At 60.9% G+C, this 16722-nt stretch carries 12 protein-coding genes; 6 read left to right on the forward strand and 6 right to left on the reverse strand.

What is annotated here, in order from left to right; translation table 11 throughout:
* Positions 1-171: 171 nt before the first annotated feature.
* The gene (locus tag M1P90_RS11020) at positions 172-1305 is read right to left on the reverse strand and encodes an alginate lyase family protein (protein ID WP_483702681.1); all 1134 of its coding nucleotides are present in this window, start codon (positions 1303-1305) and stop codon (positions 172-174) included.
* Positions 1306-1792: 487 nt separating this feature from the next.
* On the opposite strand from M1P90_RS11020, the gene M1P90_RS11025 reads away from it, so the two are divergent.
* From M1P90_RS11025 to M1P90_RS11035, 3 genes are read left to right on the forward strand one after another with little or no spacing between them, the layout of a single operon-like run.
* Complete coding sequence (locus M1P90_RS11025; RefSeq protein WP_483702682.1) at positions 1793-2122, forward strand: hypothetical protein; 330 nt, start codon at positions 1793-1795, stop codon at positions 2120-2122.
* A 10-nt stretch (positions 2123-2132) separates the two neighbouring features.
* Positions 2133-3182, forward strand: a complete 1050-nt coding sequence (locus M1P90_RS11030) for a D-TA family PLP-dependent enzyme (protein ID WP_483702683.1) — start codon at positions 2133-2135, stop codon at positions 3180-3182.
* A gap of 13 nt (positions 3183-3195) precedes the next feature.
* Positions 3196-3774, forward strand: coding sequence for a GNAT family N-acetyltransferase (locus tag M1P90_RS11035; RefSeq protein WP_483702684.1), 579 nt, complete (start codon positions 3196-3198; stop codon positions 3772-3774).
* Between the two features lie 295 nt (positions 3775-4069).
* Here the strand turns inward: M1P90_RS11035 and M1P90_RS11040 are convergent, their stop codons facing one another.
* Positions 4070-4723 (reverse strand): MOSC domain-containing protein, encoded by a 654-nt coding sequence (locus tag M1P90_RS11040; RefSeq protein ID WP_483702685.1) that lies wholly within the window; start codon positions 4721-4723, stop codon positions 4070-4072.
* 591 nt (positions 4724-5314) lie between these two features.
* On the opposite strand from M1P90_RS11040, the gene M1P90_RS11045 reads away from it, so the two are divergent.
* The 3 genes from M1P90_RS11045 to M1P90_RS11055 all read left to right on the forward strand — a co-directional run bounded on the left by M1P90_RS11045 (position 5315) and on the right by M1P90_RS11055 (position 7917).
* The gene (locus M1P90_RS11045) at positions 5315-6751 is read left to right on the forward strand and encodes an ammonium transporter (protein ID WP_483702686.1); all 1437 of its coding nucleotides are present in this window, start codon (positions 5315-5317) and stop codon (positions 6749-6751) included.
* A 212-nt stretch (positions 6752-6963) separates the two neighbouring features.
* Positions 6964-7335: a roadblock/LC7 domain-containing protein gene (locus M1P90_RS11050; protein WP_483702687.1), complete on the forward strand. Its 372-nt coding sequence runs from the start codon at positions 6964-6966 to the stop codon at positions 7333-7335.
* 120 nt (positions 7336-7455) lie between these two features.
* The gene (locus M1P90_RS11055) at positions 7456-7917 is read left to right on the forward strand and encodes a V4R domain-containing protein (RefSeq protein ID WP_483702688.1); all 462 of its coding nucleotides are present in this window, start codon (positions 7456-7458) and stop codon (positions 7915-7917) included.
* A 97-nt stretch (positions 7918-8014) separates the two neighbouring features.
* Here the strand turns inward: M1P90_RS11055 and M1P90_RS11060 are convergent, their stop codons facing one another.
* The 4 genes from M1P90_RS11060 to M1P90_RS11075 all read right to left on the reverse strand — a co-directional run bounded on the left by M1P90_RS11060 (position 8015) and on the right by M1P90_RS11075 (position 16655).
* The gene (locus M1P90_RS11060; RefSeq protein WP_483702689.1) at positions 8015-10309 is read right to left on the reverse strand and encodes a sensor histidine kinase; all 2295 of its coding nucleotides are present in this window, start codon (positions 10307-10309) and stop codon (positions 8015-8017) included.
* A 229-nt stretch (positions 10310-10538) separates the two neighbouring features.
* Positions 10539-11426: a DAK2 domain-containing protein gene (locus tag M1P90_RS11065; protein WP_483702690.1), complete on the reverse strand. Its 888-nt coding sequence runs from the start codon at positions 11424-11426 to the stop codon at positions 10539-10541.
* A gap of 498 nt (positions 11427-11924) precedes the next feature.
* Positions 11925-13370: an HlyD family secretion protein gene (locus M1P90_RS11070; protein ID WP_483702691.1), complete on the reverse strand. Its 1446-nt coding sequence runs from the start codon at positions 13368-13370 to the stop codon at positions 11925-11927.
* A gap of 54 nt (positions 13371-13424) precedes the next feature.
* Positions 13425-16655, reverse strand: a complete 3231-nt coding sequence (locus tag M1P90_RS11075) for an efflux RND transporter permease subunit (RefSeq protein WP_483702693.1) — start codon at positions 16653-16655, stop codon at positions 13425-13427.
* Positions 16656-16722: the final 67 nt, after the last annotated feature.

Here is a 16722-nt window from a genome sequence, read left to right on the forward strand (position 1 = left end):
TTCCTGAGTAGCGTAACCCTCAAAGGCTGCGCATCGTTTCCAGCCAGGTGGCTCTGGTGGTGCTTGCCCGGCGCACGGTATTGTACACGATTCCTCCCAACTATGGCCGCAGCGCACAAAACGAGGCCCGGAGCAGATTGCTCCGGGCCTCTTGCGGCTCGCCCTGGGCGATTAGAACGGGATGCCGTTGGTCAGGGTCGTCCAGCGCTCCGCCGAGTGACCATCGGCGTTGTACGGGCGGCGCTTCTGGATGATCGGCTTGTAGGCCGGGTTCTGCCAGTGCTGGTAGGCAATTTCCCACAGCGGGTGGATGGTGGCCGACGCGCCACTGGCCCACGGCCACGCGCTCGGGTTCAGCACATACTTCGCCGCGTAGTCCACCGCCAGCTTGAAGCGGCCATAATTCCACAGGTTCACGCCGCGCCGCTCGGCAATCACCGCCACCGCGATCTTGTAGTCGAGCGCTTCCTGCGTGTAGTTCAGGCCGCTGCTGCCGCGGCGCGTTTCTTCGGGGATGTGGCCGTCAGCCGCAATCAGGTCGACCAGCGACTTCCACTTGGCGATGGCTGCCGAGAAGCCAGCCGCGTCGCCCAGGTAGTCGGTTACGGCAGCGCGCAGGAAGGTGCCAGCGTCGCCCCAGTTATTGGTACGCGTGGAGGCGGTGGGCAGAATGACTGTGCGCAGCCAGCTGCGGAAGGCGGCATCGTCGGCGGACGAGAACGCGCCCGACGGCTTGATCAGGTTGGCGGCGAAGACGAAGCCCGGGCCGACGCGACCGATAATCAGCGAGGTCTGGCACGAGCCGCTGTTGGTGCAGGTGTTGCTGGTGCTCTTGGTGGTGTTCACCCACGCCATAATATAGTCGCGCGATTTCTTGGCATACTTGGCGTCGCCAGTCACGCTATAGGCCAGCGCCAGGCCATAGGCCGTCGCGGTGTCGTCCACAAACGGGCCGGTTGTGCCCGAAATGTTCAGCGGGTTCTGCGGCGATGGGCTGCTGCTCAGTTTGCCGCTCGCAAAGCTGATCGCCTTGCTCATTGCCGATTTGTACGGCTCGACGCCCTGGCTGGCAAGCTGCTTGCGCTGCGCCAGTTCAAGCGTGCTGCCCAGGTAGCCGCCCGTAGCGGGCTGCACCAGCACCAGCGGGCCACTGGCCGCCACGGGCGCGGCCTGCGCGGCCGGGGCGGCAAACATCGTCGCCAGCAGGCAGATCAGCATACCCAGTGTGCCAATAAAAGCAACGAACGGGCGAGCGCGGCGTTTCTTGACGCGCGGAGTTTCCGGGGTAACGATGCGAGTGTTCATATGTAACTCCTTATAGATGTCGTGCGAGATGGCCCGTGCAAGGGGCGGGTAACCGTCGGCGGGCGGGATTGTAGCGATACGGCGCCGCACTGCGATGCCGTAGATGCGGCCCGCTTGCGCGGGTGCATCGGCGTGACGTCGGTTGTTAAGGTTTGGCTGCGGAACAGTGTTAACCGTTCTTTAACCTGGCATTACGATAGCATGCCGCCATACCAAACGCCTAGAGAAAAATGCTCAGCCCATGTTCAAGGCGGCAGCGCGCCGTCCACAATTGTTAAAATATGGTAAATAAGCGCACTCCTATCGTGCGGCACACGTCGCTGCGGGCAAGCCTGGCGCAACGATTCGTGCCACAGTCCTTGCCGCCACGTGCCAGCGAAGCTGCCGGGGCTCGTGTTCCCACGCGTGTGCAGGCCGATTCCCGCGGCGGCAAACTTGCGCTACAATAGGCCCGCGCCCGCCACACCTGCCGGGCAAGGAGGACGCTATGACGCGCAAGCGCCGGCCGCAGCGGCAATCGCCCATACCCGCGCCGCACGCGCAGGAAACGCCCGAAACCAACCCCGACCTCGCCGCAGCCATTCTCGCAATCGTCGACACGCAGCTGCGCGAAGGCACGCCGCCCGAAACGCGCCAAACCTTCGAGCGCCTGGTTGACGCTGGCTACACGCCCGAAGGCGCGCGCCAGCTGCTGGCCCATGTGGTGGTGCGCGAAATCTTCAACGTCATGCGGCGCGGCGAGCGCTACAACCAGGCGCGTTTTGTGGCTGCGCTGCACCGGCTGCCCACACTGCCCCCAGAGGAAACAAGCGAATAAAGAGGATCGTATGCAGATCGATGCGCTGGAAACACCCGTCGCGGTGGTAGACATGGACCGGCTGGCGGCGAACATTGCGCGATTTCAGGAATACACCAACGCGCACGGCATCGCCAACCGCCCGCACATCAAAACCCACAAAATCCCGGCGATTGCGCATATGCAGCTTGCCGCTGGCGCTGCCGGCATCACCTGCCAGAAGATCGGCGAGGCCGAGGTAATGGCCGACGCCGGCATCAGCGACATCTTCCTGCCCTACAACATTGTGGGCGCGGCCAAGCTCGAACGGCTGGTGGCGCTGGCCCGCCGCTGCACGCTCAGCGTCACCGCCGACTCAGAAACAACGGTGCGCGGGCTGGCGGCGGCCATGCAGCGCGCCGGGCAGACTTTGCCGGTGCTGGTGGAGTTCGATAGTGGGGCGAAGCGCTGCGGCGTGCAAACGCCCGACGAAGCCGCCGGCCTGGCGCGGCTGATTGCCGACAGCGAAGGGCTGCGCTACGGCGGGCTGATGACCTACCCAAGCAGCACGCGCGCCGCCGAGTTCGCGCAGGCCACGGTGGCACAGCTGGCGGCCAGCGGCATCGCCACCGAGCGTGTGAGCGGCGGCGGCACCCCGCAGATGTGGCAAGCGCACACCTTCCCCGGCATCACCGAGCATCGCGCCGGCATGTACATCTTTGGCGACCGCTACACCATCAACTCGGGCGCGCTCACGCTCGATACCTGCGCGTTCAGCGTGCATGTTACGGTTGTGAGCCGCCCAACCGCCGAGCGCGGCATTGTGGATGGCGGCAGCAAAACCTTCTCGTCGGATCTGCTGGGGCAGGAAGGCTACGGCCTGATCCTCGAATACCCCGAGGCGCGCATCACCGGCCTGTCGGAAGAACATGGCACGGTCGATTTTTCGGCCTGTGCGCAGCGCCCAGCGGTTGGCGACCGGCTGACAGTCATCGTGAACCACTGCTGCCCGGTGGTCAACCTGTTCAACCAGCTTGTGGGCGTGCGGAATGGTGTGGTGGAAACGACATGGCCCGTGGCGGCGCGGGGCATGGTGCAATAGCGGGAGGCACAACGTGCTTGATTTTTCCCACGTATTTCTGGCCTTCCCCATGCTCGAAACCGCGCGCTTCCGGCTGCGCGCCTTGCATGAAGATGATGCGCCCGCGATCTTCCGCATCATGAGCGACGAGCGGGTGACGCGCTACTTTGGCAGCCCGCCCATGACCGACCCAGCGGCGGCAAGCAGGCGCGTACAGCGCACGCAGGAGGCGTTTGCCGCGCAGCGAGGCATTCGCTGGGCAATCGTGCCGCGCGAGGGCGGCGAGTTTATTGGCTCGTGTGGCTTCTGGCGGCTCGTGCCCGAGCATCACCGCGCCGAAATTGGCTACGAGCTTGCGCCCGAGTGGTGGGGGCAGGGCGTGATGAGCGAGGTGCTGGCGATTATTGTGGCCTATGGCTTCGGCACCATGCGGCTGCACAGCGCCGAAGCACAGATCCATCCCGACAATATTGGCTCGCGGCGCGTGCTGGAAAAGGTAGGCTTTGTGCAGGAAGGCTACTTCCGCCAGAGCTTCTACGAGCCGCACCGGGGCGAGTTTACCGACGCAGCAGTGTTCTCGCTGCTGGCGAGCGCGTGGCAACCGCCGGCGTGACGAACGACGAATGACGACCGACCACTGACGAGGAGTTTGTTCACCGCAGAGAGCGCAAAGAGCGCAAAGGTTTTGCGGTTACGGGGTTACGGTTGCAGGTTTGCAGGTTGACATGTTGCAGGTTCAGCGGTTCCGCAGTTCAGTGCCCACTGCCCGCTGCCCACTGCCCACTGCCCACTGCCCACTGCCCGCTGCCCACTGCCCACTGCCCACTGCCCACTGCCCACTGCCCGCTGCCCACTGCCCACTGCCAACTGTTCGGTTCTGCGGTTCTGTGGTTCTCGGTTCTGCGCTTCTACACTTCCTCGCCCTTGCTTTGCAACTTGCGCAATTGCTGCTCCATATCGGTGCGGGCGCGCTCGGCGATCGGCGCGGCCAGGTAGCGCTGAAGCGCGGCCACAGTCAGCGTCGGCGCAAAGCCATCGCGATACATCTCGCGCATGCTCATGCGCTCGCCATCGTAGGGCAGCAGTGTCACGGGCGTGCCAGCCGCCACAGGGCCGGCCTGGAGCACCCGGCAATACACGCCCGGCCGCTCGGCGGCACGAAAGCGCTTGAGAAAGGCTGGATCGTCCATGCGGCGCGCCAGTGTCACGCAGGGCAGGCGCGGCGAGGTGATCTGAAGCGTCACATCGCCAATCTGCAAGCAATCGCCAACTGCATAATCGGCGCTGACAAAGCCCGAAATTGTCAGGTTCTCACCAAATGTCCCCGGCGCAAGCGGCTGGCCCAGCTCCGCTGCCCACCAGTCGTAATCGGGCGTGCCATAGATGTATACCGCCTGATCGGCGCCGCCATGATTTTCGGTATCGCAGATTGCGTCGCCGGCTAAACCCAGCGTGCCCACCCACACCGGCTCGGTCTGCGCCTGCTTGAAAATGCCGGTTTTCCCCACGCGCTTGGCATCCGAAGGCCGCGCCTGCCCAACATTCACGCTGAGAACGTACATTTCTACTCCTCTAGAGGGTGATCCAATCGACACATCATTATAGCAGAGAGCACCCTGGCGCAGCCACAGCGTGCAAGAAAGCATTGAGGAAGATCTCACACTCGGTGTTTTCTGCGTACTCTATGGTCTATGCATTCTGTGCTTCGTTACAATGAAAACATCATGGATAGATTGCACAATTCGTGGCTACCGAGAGAAGTAGGCAGCTAGTTTCGGCACACTTTTACCTGCTATATCCAAACCACATACACCGCTTTTTGGATATCTTCACCATATACCAGGCGGCAGTCTTTTGCTACCATAACCGCGTATTCACAAATAAGCCACATATGTACTTGTTCTCCCTCGAAAGGAGGTGCGCACCGTAGCGCGCAATTCGCGTCTAGGCGAATTTGGCGTGCGCGTTTTTGCTGGAACTGTCGGGATTGGGCGGATTGTACAATGACAAACTACACGCGGGAGTCGGGCCGCTGCCGCACTAGCACTGTCGCTGGGTCGCACTGATGCAAAGGGTCGCGCCGCTGATTGTCACGGCGCGAGGTTAAGCAAGGAGCGAGGAATGAATAGTTCATAACCGAATAGGAGAACCAGATGATCCTCCGCAGCTTGAAGTGGGGTGCAAACCTTGTTGGCGCCCTGATGCTCTTCCTCTTGCTGGGCGGCACCGCCTTTGCCCAGGATGGTGGCCCCTCGACCGCAGAACTTGGCGTGGTAACCGACACCATGTGGCTGCTGGTCACTGCTTTTCTCGTGTTCTTTATGCAGGCTGGCTTTGCGCTGGTTGAAGCTGGCTCGACGCGCTCGAAGAACACCGTCAACATTCTCATGAAAAACCTGATGGACTTCGCCATCGCCGCGATCGTCTTCTGGATGGTCGGCTACGGCTTTGCCTACGGCACCTCGGCGGGCGGCTTCATCGGCACGGACACCTTCTTCCTTGGCGATATTCGCGAGGCGGGCAGCGTGCCCAAGCTGGCGATCTGGCTGTTCCAGGTAGTTTTCGCCGGAACCGCCGCCACAATCGTCTCGGGCGCAATGGCCGAGCGCACCAAATTCTCGTCATACCTGATCTACAGCTTTGTGATCTCGCTGATCATCTACCCGGTGGTCGTGCACTGGATCTGGAGCGGCTCGGGCTGGCTGAATACCTACAGCGGCAACACAACCGACAGCTGGGGCTTCACCGATTTTGCGGGCAGCACAGTGGTGCACAGCGTCGGCGGCTGGGCTGCGCTGATGGGCGCGATCATTCTTGGGCCGCGCATTGGCAAGTTCAACCCCGATGGCAAGCCAAACACCATCCCCGGGCACAACCTGGCGCTCTCGGCGCTCGGCGTGTTCATTCTGTGGCTGGGCTGGTATGGCTTCAACCCCGGCAGCCAGCTCGTGTTCAAGTCGCAGGGCGACGCCGATGCAATTGCGCTGGTGGCGGTTACAACCACGCTGGCCGCGGCGGCGGGCGCGCTTGGCGCAATGTTCACCACCTGGTTCAAAACTGGCAAGCCCGATCTGTCGGTTTCGCTGAATGGCGTGCTGGCCGGCCTGGTGGCAATCACTGCGCCGTGCGCGTATGTCACGCCGGCCGCATCAATCATCATCGGCCTGATCGCCGGGCCGCTGTTTGTCTTCTCGGCCAGCTGGCTCGAAGCACTGAAGATCGACGACCCGGTGGGCGCGGTGCCGGTGCACCTGGTGAATGGCATCTGGGGCACGCTGGCGGTAGGTCTGTTTGCCACCATCCCGGGCAACACCGGCACCACGGGCCTGCTGGCCGGCGGCGGCTTCGACCTGCTGCTGGCGCAGATTGTGGGTGTGGTGGGCGTGGGCCTGTGGTCGGCCATCACCTGCGGCGTGATGTTCTACGTGCTGAAGCGCACGGTTGGCCTGCGTGTAACCCCGCAGGAAGAAATCGAAGGGCTCGACTTTGGCGAGCACGGCGCGGTGGCCTACCCCGACCTGCTGCCCAACGCCGAGGAGCATGTAGCAGCGGTGCCGGCTGGCGCGATCAGCAGCCCTTCGCAGGCCTAACTGGCGCATAGCCTATACCCTTTTCGCACAGCAGCAGCGCGATCTTTGATCGCGCTGCTGTTTTTTTATTGCGCGACAAACCGCTGACGACAAGTTGCTACTATCACGTTTCAAGATTTTATAAAATCCTGGCCGCTCGCGGAGTAAACTACTCTACGTGGAACGTATTTCGTTCGCTTTACACCTGACGTATTGAAAGGAAGCAACGCACCATGGCAACTCGGCAAGAAAAAGTCCTTTCGATCCTGGATCGCCTTTCGGCACAGGGTGGGGCAGACATCACTGGCAGTGTCGCGGTAAGTATGGACGGTATTGTGCTGGCAAGCCGCATGTCCAGCGAGGTTAATGCCGACCGGGTTGGCGCTGTTGCGGCAACAATGGTCGGCGTGAGCCGCCGCGTTTCAACTGAGCTGAAAATGGGCGCGACGGAAGAAGCGATTTTGAAATCAAACGAGGGCCTCTTTATTGTCCTGCCCGCAGGGAATGAGGCAATGCTGGCGGTGAATCTGAAGCAGGGCGCCAACCTGGGCATGGTTCGCATCGAAGCGCGCGATGCGGCGACGGCCATCAGCCAGGTTATTTAATTTCCTGGCTGCATCTCATGATACTTCTGCTGCCAGTTGTGTAAACGCACTATCTGGCCTCAGCTCACAACGACACATTCAGGACCCTGTTTGTCTGCAATAATAAGGAACAGCGAATCTATGACAGCCGATCAACGGACAACACTTGGCCAATTCATGAACCTGGCGTGCTTTCAGTATCTTCGCGTTGGAACCGAGGAAGTTGCTGGCCGAGCGCCGATTGTGGCAGCTGGCCGCAAGCGCGGCTACGATCTGATCGAAAGCCTGGGCTTGCTTGGCACAACGCAGGACGCAGCTGCGATCCAAAACGCGCTGGCCGCAGCACTCGGCGTCGATGGCACGCGGCTGTGCATCGTGAACAGCATCGCTCCGACTGGCAATGGTGGGTACACCGTAAAAATCAGCGAAGGAGCCTGCACTGCCGGCCAGACGGCAAGCGAGCCGCTCTGCGCCTTTACCATGGGCGTGTTTGTTGGCGCGCTTCATGGCATCACGGGCGCGCAGATGCGTGGCAAGGAAAGCGTCTGCAGTGCATCTGGCGCTGAAACCTGCGTATATGAAATCGAGCCGGTGACCTTCTAGCACGCATCCGCACCACAGCCGGGCACAGAAGCGCCCCCATTGACGCGTCACGCGCCGATGGGGGCGTTGTTTTGACACTTGCCGGGTTTGCTTTCCGCTAATAACTTGCCTCACGCGCCTGGAGCACATCAAGCGTTGCCACTGGGAAAGTGCAGATAAAGGTAGCTCCCTGGCCAAGCGCGCTTTCCACCCTGATTTCGCCCTGCATCAGTTCCGTTAGGCGCCGGGTTATCGCCAAACCCAGGCCCGTGCCGCCAAAACGCCGCGTAAGCTGGTTATCGATCTGGTGAAACGGCTGGAAGATGCGTGCAAGCTGTTCCGCAGCAATACCAATTCCGGTGTCCTGAATACGAATTTGCACCTGATCATCGCGCGATTCGGTATGAACACGGATAAAGCCCTGCTCGGTGAATTTCACTGCATTTGCCAGCAGATTTGTCACAATCTGTTCAAGCCGCCCGCTGTTTGCGCGCGCCAGTGGCAGGCTCGGCGCAAGATCCAGCTCCAGCGTCAGGTTGCGCGCGCGCAGCTGCGGCTGCAATGTGCCCGCCACGCTGCGAATCACCGACGTCACATCCACCGGGTAAAGGTCAACATTCAGGTGGCCAGCCTCCATCTTCGAAAAATCGAGAATATCGTTGATCAGCTGAAGCAGCATCTGGCCATTGCGCCGCACATGTTCAACTGGCTCGAGCGTGCGTTCGGGTAGCGGCCCAAACACGCCCTGATCGAGCATGTCGGCATAGCCAATGATCGATGTCAGCGGCGTGCGCAGTTCGTGGCTCACCGTTGCCAGAAATATCGATTTCAGCGCGCTCGCTTCGTTTGCTGCTTCATACAGCCGCGCGCGTGTAATTGCATCGCTCACAAGCCGGCCTATCGTTTCATATAAGCGCAGATCTTGCCGGTCGATCATCTGCTCGTTCACATAACCCACTGCCAGCACGCCAAGCGCCTGCTCGCGATACCTGAGCGGGATCAGCATCATTGTTTGCAAGCCCAGGCGTTGTATCGCCACGGCTGTGTTACTGCCCTGCAATGTCGCATCTGAAATCGAAAGCTGCCGCGGCACACCGCTGCGAATGCTTTCGAATATTGTGCCAAAATCTTGCTCGGCAATATACGTATCGGGTAAAGTCGGCGGCACGCCGGCTGAGGTCGAATCCGCCACCAGACGCAGCGTTGTCCGATCGGCTTCGAGCAAACCGATCATCACCCGATCCCACTGCATGGTGTTGACAATCTCGCCGGTAATTGTGCCCATCAGCACGTCTGTATGGGTTGCGGCGTTTGCCACGCTGGCAATCTGGCTGATCAACGTTAGTTCGCTCAGTTGCCGCTCGAGCTGCTGCTCCATTGTTGTACGATCAGTCACATCGCGCAGCAGCAGTAGCGTGCCATCCTGCCCGCGCCCGGCGCCAATCGGGCGCAGCCGCACTTCGGCCACCGCAGTATTTGCGCCCACCGTGTAGCGCACGCTGGTGGCGAGTGGCGCGACTGGCTCAGGCCAGATCGGCTTGAGCGCAGCCGCCAGCGGCGAAAAGGCAGCCAGTTCGTGAAAACTGCGCCCCAGCCAGGCATCGGCAGGCGCTTGCAGCAGGCGCATGGCAGCCGGGTTCATCGTCGCAATCACCCCGCGATGATCAAGCACAATCAGGCCATCGGGCAGGTCGTCGGCGATGCCCTGCTGCGCGCTTGGTGTTAAACTCAGCAAGTGGAAATGCCGCGTCGCGTAGAACATCAGCGCGCCCGAGGCAGTAAACAGCAATGGCGTTGGGTCATCCAGCGCGCGCATCTGCACGCCCATCAGGTGCGCAATATTGCCAATGATTGGGAACATCGCGCCCAGCACAACCATCTGGGCCTGGCTGCGATACAGCAGGCGTGATTGTGTCATTGTATACACAAACAACGCCATACCGGCGACCACGCATGTATAGGAATACAGTGTGTGCAGCCAGAACAGCGGCGCGCGCTGCACGGCGATCGCCACAAACGGCCGGCTCGGGTCGGGGCGAACCGCGCTCCACCAGAGGTAATGCCAGTTGTTTGTCAGCACCACCGCATAGGCCAGCAGTGGCGGCACGACCAGCAGGGCTACCACCAGCCGGGTGACGTATTGCCAGCGCTTCGAGTATGCCAGCGCGAACAACAGCCAGCACGGCCCCACCGCCACAATACCGGCATACTGAATTTGCGCCCATAGCAGGGCCTGCTCGGGCGTTGCGCTCGCCACACTGAGCGTGTGGCAGAATGACCAGAACGCCACTGCTGCCATGAGCCAGCTAAATGGCCGCGCTTCAAACGTTCTGCGCTGCCAGCCATACACGGCTAAAGCGAACGATGAGAGTGTTGCAATGGCATACAGCGAGATCGAAGGCAGTGCACTCATGCGCTATCTCTGATATTGATTGACCGCCCAATTTCATAGTGGAAGTTTATTATACTTGAGCGCGCAAGTCCCCTGCTTTGCATTACGATATGGCAACAGAGAGCCAAAAAGCCCGCCACACCGAGCGAATTCGGCATGGCGAGCTTCTGCCAGGATTGTGGCCCACATGTGGCAAGCCTTGCGTGCCATTGTGAGCGGATGCGCCTGAGCATCAGTCAGGCGCTCTGCACTATGTGTATTTGTGCTTGCTGAGGTCGACACCCGACGCAGGTGAGCTATCGGGCGCGGATTGCCCAGCGCCGCCCAGCAAGCCGCCCAGCAAGTCGCCCAGGCCGCCTGGCAAACTGGGCAGCGGGAATGGCATGTCGCCGCCCGAGGGGATGGTTTGCGGTGCTGGCTGCGGAGACGTACGGCGAGTTGGCGTAGTTTGTGGCGTTTGCTGCGGAGCGCCACCGGCAAGCCCGCCCAACCCACCGCCCTGCAACACCTGCCGCAGAATCGACCCAAACAGCCCTTCCAGCAGCGATGCCGCGCCGGCCGCGCCCGGGTCGATCTGGCCGGTCGTGTCAGTTCCACCCGAGCGCCCATAGCCAACCGGCGACTGAGCGGTACCAAACGCGCCGCGCCGCAAGTTCAGCAGCGCCGTCAAAATCGCTTCCATATCCGACTGGCCAGCGCGCTTCAGCTGCAAATACGTCATGATTCCCGGCAAGAGCACATCGATCAGCGAGCCGGCGCCCTGGCTGCTGCCACTAGCCTTGTTTGCACCGGTCAGCAAACCTTCCAGCAGCGGCACAAGATCATCAAGTGAAAATGTCGTCTGCCCGGCCAGGCGATTGCCAGCTTCTGTCAGGCCCTGCGCATAGATCGGCGCAGTTGCGCCATGGCCCTGCCGTTTCAGCGTTTTCGCCGCCTGATTCAGCGCCTTGCCAATATCGGCTTCGTCGCCCGACCCAAGCTGTTTCTGCAAAGAGTTTGTGATCAGGCGAAAGTTCTCCGCCATATTGTCGCCCGTATCGCCATCGCTTCGGTCGATACTGTTGATATGTGCTCGATCCTGCTCAAGGTTCCGCGTCATCGCCTCAAACAGCGCCACCAGCCCATTCGCTGAAGCCATCGCAACATCCTTTCTGCTCGGCTTGCACAACTCCTTCGTGCCGGCGCAGTATAGCACGAACGCCGGCTTTCCTGGCACACAAGCAATGTCGGTGCCATTGCTTGTGTGCGCGGTAATAAACGGGTAATACACACCGTTATAGTGTAAACCATTCCATCCTGTGGTTCAGGGCATCGCCGCTATGTTCGCGCCATAACAGAAAGGAAAATGTAGTATGGAACCACGTCGGTGTTCTTCTTTCCCATTGCGCCGCTGGGCAAACAGGCTTCTTGTGCTGTTCGCACTGCTGGCAGCACTGGTGGCCTCTGGTGCTGCCCCCGCTGCATCTTCACCCGACACCGCCGTCAACTGGACATGCCGCACGAATTGTCTCGTCATCCAACCCCTATCATAATCATCCCGGCAACTTACAAGCGCCCGTGCCAGAACATGGCACGGGCGCTTATGTTTTAAGAGCGAAAAGAATGTGCTGGCGCGCCAGCGCCAGTGCCTAAGGGCCTACTTAGTATCGATATCGACGCGCACGCTCATGCCGGCGCGCAAGCCCTCCTGGTCGTCCAGTGTCACCCGCACAAGATATGTGCGGATGGTGCCAACCGTCGCAGCCGTCGGCGAGACATACGAAACTTTGCCTTTATAGGCCTTGTCGGGAACTGCGTCGGCATGTACCTCAACCGCCTGGCCTTCCGCGACCTTGGCAATGTCCACATCGGTGATCTGCGCATCGACATGCAGCGCGCTCACATCAACCACCTTAATCGCCGCTTGCCCGGCCACGGTGCTGGGGTCGCCGGGATCGATATTCACCACTGCAATAATCCCATCGAACGGCGCCACGATCTCGGCGTGTTCGCGGTTGATCTGCGCCAGCTCGAGCGCGGCCTGCGCCTGAGCAACACCAGCCGCCGCCGCAGCTTTCTGTGCATCGCGCGGGGCTGCCGTCAGGCGCGCCTGCGCGGCCTGGGCCTGGGCCAGCGCGGCCTGCGCCGCCGCCACTTGCGCGCTATCGGCTGGCAGGTTGATCTTATCGACAACCGCCTGCGCCTGGGCCAGGCCTTGCTCGGCGGCGGCAATGCCTGTAATTTCGCCCTGCTTGGCCGACTCGAATGCCGCCTGCGCCAGGGCCAAACCCTGCTCGGCCTGATGCATTCCTGCTTCGGCCTGCACAAGCTGCGCATAGTAGTTCTCGCGCTGGCCATCGCTGAGCTTGTTGCCGACTTTCTTCCCCGTCTTCGGGTCGGTCACAGTCGGCACCACTGGGTCGGTGCCCTCGGCCTGAATATGATCCCAGTAGTTCTTTGCCTGTGCGTAGCGCGCCTGCGCCTGCGTCAGCAGCTGCGTGGCCTGGTTCATGCTGTTTTCGGCCTGCGTTTTCGCCAGCGATAGTTTGTCGCGGGTCATTTGCAAATTCACCTGCGCGGCATTCAGGCCAGCTTCAGCCTGGGCACGATCAGGTGCTTTGGCACCGGCTCGCAGTGCGTCAAGCGCAGCTTTCGCCTGGCGCACCTGCGCCGCGGCGGCCGCCGCATCCGAGTTCGTTGGTGCCTGCGTCAGCGCGCCTTCCTGCGCCTGCGCATTTGCCAGCGCGGCCTCGGCCTGGTGGAGCTGCTGATCGAAGGTGCGCAGATCCAGGCTGGCGAGTACATCGCCTTTCTTCACCAGGTTGCCTTCTTTGACATTGACTTTATCAACCGTGCCCTGCGCCTGAAAAACCAAATCAGCATCCTGCGCGGCCTTGATCTCACCCGAGCCGCTGACGCCCAGCTCAAGGTTAGGTGCTGTTTCAGCCTGGCTGGTTGGCACCACCAGTGTGGGCAGCGGCGTCACAGTGGATTGCGCAGCCGAGCTTTGCGGAGCAGCCGCGCTCGGGCTGCCGCCACATGCGCTTAGCGTCAGCCCCACTACGACGATAGCAATGCCCGCGAGGGTTGGTTTTGATTTCACGTGTATGCTCCTGAGACCTTATTCTAACGGTTACGCAACAATATCGAGAACGCCCTACGATTTCTGATCGCCCGGCTCGATCTTCACGCCTACCAGGTCGCTGGTGCCGTTGGCGCTGTTTGCGGCCGCCGCCGGTTGCAGTGGCGCGGTTTCGCCACGAGCAGGCGGGGGCGCATCATCCGTGCGGCGGCGGAACAACCGCCCAATGCGCGTCAGCACCGAGTCAAGAATGCTATAGGCAGTTGGCACCACCAGCAGCGTCAGCAGCATCGAGGTAATCAGGCCGCCGATAAGCACAATCGAAAGGCCGCGCCGGAACTCAGTGCCTTCGCCAATACCAATCGCCACCGGCAAACTTCCCACCACCAGCGCCAGAGTCGTCATCAGAATCGGGCGCAATCGGATCGCGCCGGCGGCTTCGAGCGCGGCGTGCTTGCTCAAGCCAACCTCGCGCAGGCGGTTGGCGAAGTCGACCAGCAGGATCGAGTTCTTCGTCACCAGACCCAGCAACATAATCAGGCCGATCATGCCGGTGATGTCGAGGTCGATATTCGTGAGGCGCAGCGCCAGGAACGCGCCGATAAAGCTAAATGGCATCGCAAGCATAATCACCAGTGGCTGCAGGAACGAGCCGAACTGCGATGCCAGCACCATGTACACAAACAGCACCGACAGCAGCATTGCAACAACCAGCGTGCCGAAGCCTTCCTGCTGCTGCTGCGTCTGGCCCACAAAACTCACCGTAATATCGCTGGGCAGGCTTTCACCTTGCACCTTGCTGGCGATTTCGGCCTGAACATCATTCGCGTTGCGGCCCACCACATTGGCGCCAATCAGCACCTGATTCAGGCGGTCGTAGCGGCGAATGGTGGTGGGGCTTGATGCAACTTCGAGCTTCACCAGCGAGCTCAGTGGCACGCCACCTGTGCGCGTCGGCACGGTGATGCCACGAATTGCATCCACGCTGGTGCGGTCGGAAGGCTGCAGGCGCACATAGATATCAGTGTCTTCTCCGCTTTCCCGCAGCACCGTCGCGCGGCTGCCATTGATCAGTGTGCGCACCGATTGGGCGATGTCGTCGTTCGTGACGCCCAGGTCGCCAATCTTCGCCGGGTCGACATGGAAGCGCAATTCGGGCTTGCCAGGCTTGTACGAGGCCTCAACGTCCACAAGGCCCTGGATGCCCTGCGCCTGCCCCTGCAATTGCAGCAGCAGCGGCGTCAGCTCCTCAATCGGCCGCGTCGTCTGCACGCTGACCTGAATGGTGCGGCTGGTAATTGCAGTGCTATTGCCCTGGAAACTCGGCGCGCTAAATGCCAGGTTCGGCAAACCCAGCTTTTCGAGCTGCTGGCGCAGGCGTTCCTGCACCTCGTTGGTGCTTTCCTCGGTATTGATTTTCACGAAAAACTCGGCGCGTTCGGCCGTGCCAGTGCCACCCACCGACGCCAATACCGCCTCAACCGACTCATCTCCGCGCAAGAGCGATTCGACCTGCCTGGCCAACTCATCGGTGCGCGCAAGTGGCGAGCCCGGCTGCAGTTCGTAACCAACATTGAACGTATGCGTGTCCTGCGCGGGGAAGAACGAGAACTTCAGCGTACTGGCCACGAAAAAGCTCGCGCCAAACACGGCCAGTGCAATAAACACCACGGCCAGGCGGTGGTTCAAACTCCACGCCAGCAGCCGGCCATACCACTGGCCGATCCGGCCGGGATCTTCCCTGGCTTCTTCCAGCAGTTCTTCTTCGGGCGTCAGTTCCTGGGCGTGCGTGTGGCCGTGCCCGGCTTTCTGCTTGAAGAAATAGGCCGACAGCATCGGCGCGAGCGTAAAGGCCTCGATCAGCGAGATCGCCATTGCGGAGGCCACGGTGATGCCAAATGATTTGAACACAATGCCCGTCACGCCGCTGGTAAAGGTTACTGGCAGGAACACGGCAATGATTGTGAGCGACATCGCCAGCACCGACAGTGCCACCTGCGCGGTGCCACGGCTCGATGCCTGGCGCGGTGATGCGCCGCGCTCCATCTGGCGGAAAATATTTTCGCGCACCACAATCGCGTCGTCGATCACCAGACCAACCGAGAGCGAAAGCGCCAGCAGCGTCAGCAGGTTGATTGTCAGACCAAACAGCTTGATCGCCGCGAAGGTGCCAATCATGATGACTGGCAGGCCTGCGACTGTCACAAGCGTATTGCGCAGATCGCGGAAGAACAGCCACACAATCAGCATGGCCGCCAGCGACGCAATCAGCAATTCTTCAATCGCGCTGCGCGTCGAGTTCTTCACCGCCGTCGATTGGTCGTTTGGAATGAAGTAGTTCAGATCAGGCTTGCTGGCGAAAATTGTCTCAAGCTGCGCTTTGACGCTATCCGCCACTGCCACCGTGTTTGTACCCGACTGCTTGCGAATCGCGATGGTGATCGCGTCTTTGCCATCCAGGCGGGCATAGCTAACGGCCTCCGCCACGCCATCCTCAACTGTCGCCACATCGCCAATCGTGAAAGGCGTGCCAGTGATCTGCACCCGTGTGATATCGGCCGGTGTCGCCAGCATGCTTGGCGCGCGCAGGCCCACATCCTGGCCGTTTGCGTTGATCGTGCCCAGGCCGAAGTTGGTGTTAGCCTGCTGCAAGGCGCGGGTGATCTGAACCGGCAGAACCTGGTAGGCTTTGAGCTTATCGAGGTTCATCTGCACGTTGATCTGGCGTACCTGCCCACCATTCACCGTCACCGAACCCACGCCGCCGACGCGCTGCAGCAGCGGCACAATATCGTCGTCCACCAGCTTGCGAAGCTGCAAGGGCGAGCGCGTGCCGTCGCCCGCAACCGCCAGGGTCAGAATCGGCGCGTCGTTCGGGTCGAACTTGAGAAACACCGGGTCGCGCACATCGGTAGGCAGGGTTGGGCGCACGGCGTTGACTTTATCGCGTACCCCTTGCTCGGCCTTATCAACATCGACATTCGTATCGAACTCGACAATCAGCGTTGAAATACCCTCGCTGGAGTTCGAAGTAATATGCTTCACGCCGCTGAGCGTATTAAGCGTATCTTCAAGCGGCTTTGCCACCTGGTCGGCCACGCTTTCCGGGCCTGCGCCCGGATAGGGAATAGTAACTGCCACCACCGGCACCGAAATGTCGGGCAGCAAGTTTACTGGCAGCGTGGTATACGCAAGAAAACCGATCACAACCGTCAGCACCATCAGCATCGTAATGAAGACGGGTTGCCGAATCGATGTGTCGGAAATAGCCATACCCTGAAGTTTTTCCTGGCCGGATTGCGCCATAGGTAAACCCCTGCTTTCTTCTAGAAGCCGTGCAGTGTCACTCAGTATAATATGTGCGCCTTATCAC

It is taken from the genome of Kouleothrix sp. 19917 (assembly GCF_057073505.1).